The following is a 1,562-nucleotide window of genomic DNA, read 5'->3' on the forward strand; positions in this document are numbered from 1 at the left end:
AATGCTCCATAAAATTTGGCTGGCCTGTTATTTCTAACAGGTCTTTCCTCTCGGTGGCAACGTTCATCAGCAAAATCGAGTAACTCGACATGGTTGCTCGGAGGCCAATTTTGCGTGCATTTTGTAGAATCGCACATGCTCCTGAAGGAGGCGACGCGACCAGGCGTTTCTATCCTGGATAGCGCCAAAGTCGATCCGCTGCTTGTTTCGGCGTTAATTTATGTAAGAAATACCAGTATTGCCGAGGCGAAGGATTAAAAAGCATTGAAACATAAAATGATGTCGGTTGTCGGGAGATTGTTTTTACGTTTGTTATCAAAGCGGATAGGTCGTTGTGGCAAAATCTCTTTCGACCTTTCGCGCCGCCTCCGATGCGCGTTCATTTTTTCCTCCAGAGGAGATATTCGAAATGGGTAGGTTGCCCAATTCGTTGATGCTTGACGCGGGTATCGAGCAGACGAACCGAGCGCTCGTCCTGGAAACGCCCCTCGGGGCGAAGGTACTGTTGCCGCAACGCGCCATGGGCGAATCGCGCGTGGGCCGGGATTTCGAGCTCACAGTGGACGTCGTGTCCCGGGAGCGCGCGCTTCATTTGAAGAAGCTGATGGCGCAACCTGTCACATTATGGGTGCGTCAAGCCGACGAGTCGTACCTGCCTTGGCATGGCTACGTCCATGCAACGCGACGCCTCGGAGCGGACGGGGGACTCACTTACTATCAGCTTTCGTTTTCGTCGTGGATGCGCTTTCTGCAGTACCGCAAGGACGCGCGCATTTTCCAGGACCTAACGACCGCCGACATCCTGACTAAAGTGTTCAGCGGCCATTCGCCGGCGCGCGGTCATTTCCGGCTCGATGTGAAAGACCCGGGCGCGGTTCGCTCGTACTGTACTCAGTACGAAACCGACCACAATTTCGTCCATCGGTTGATGGAGTCGGAGGGATGGTTCACGTATGTCGAGCATGCAGAGGACGGTAAGTCGCATACGATTGTCGTGACCGACGACCTCTTCAATTGCAAAGCGCTCGCTACCCAGCGAGTACCGTTCTATCGCGGCGACCGAGACGGCCAGGCTGGCACACTCGTCGAATGGAGCGGCGAGCGTACGACGCAAAGCGTCGGATATGCGTTCAGCACGGCGGATTACAAACGTCCAGCGCGCACGTTGCAGCGGGCGGACCGGTCCACGGTTGACCAAGGCGATATCCCGCAGGAGTTGGAAGTCTACGAATACGCGGGCCACTATAGCTTTCCGGTCACCGGCGAGTCCTACGACCGTGGCGAGCGCGCTATGCGAATTCGGCTTGAAGAGATGGCCTCGCGCAGCAAACGGTTTTTCGGGGTGGGCAGTGTTCCGTGCATGGACGCCGGTCGATGGTTCACGCTCGAAGACCATCCCGAGCACGACGCAGACAAGCCTGAGGACCGCGAGTTCGCGATTCTTGGCGTGCGTTGGGCTATCCAGAACAATCTGCCGCTGGGCAACAGCCGCCCCTTTCCGGGTAGCCTGCAGCGACGCCTGTCGCGTCTGCGTGCCGAATACAAGGACCGGCAGGCCGCAT

1 protein-coding gene is annotated in these 1,562 nt (G+C 56.9%); it reads left to right on the plus strand.

What is annotated here, in order from left to right; translation table 11 throughout:
* Positions 1 to 334: 334 nt before the first annotated feature.
* A partial coding sequence (locus JMF90_RS36545) for a type VI secretion system Vgr family protein (RefSeq protein WP_236598125.1) occupies positions 335 to 1,562 on the plus strand: 1,228 nt, incomplete at its 3' end.

Origin of the sequence: Burkholderia sp. E168m23, assembly GCF_016586125.1 — a bacterium.
Classification (GTDB): Bacteria; Pseudomonadota; Gammaproteobacteria; order Burkholderiales; family Burkholderiaceae; genus Burkholderia; species Burkholderia orbicola.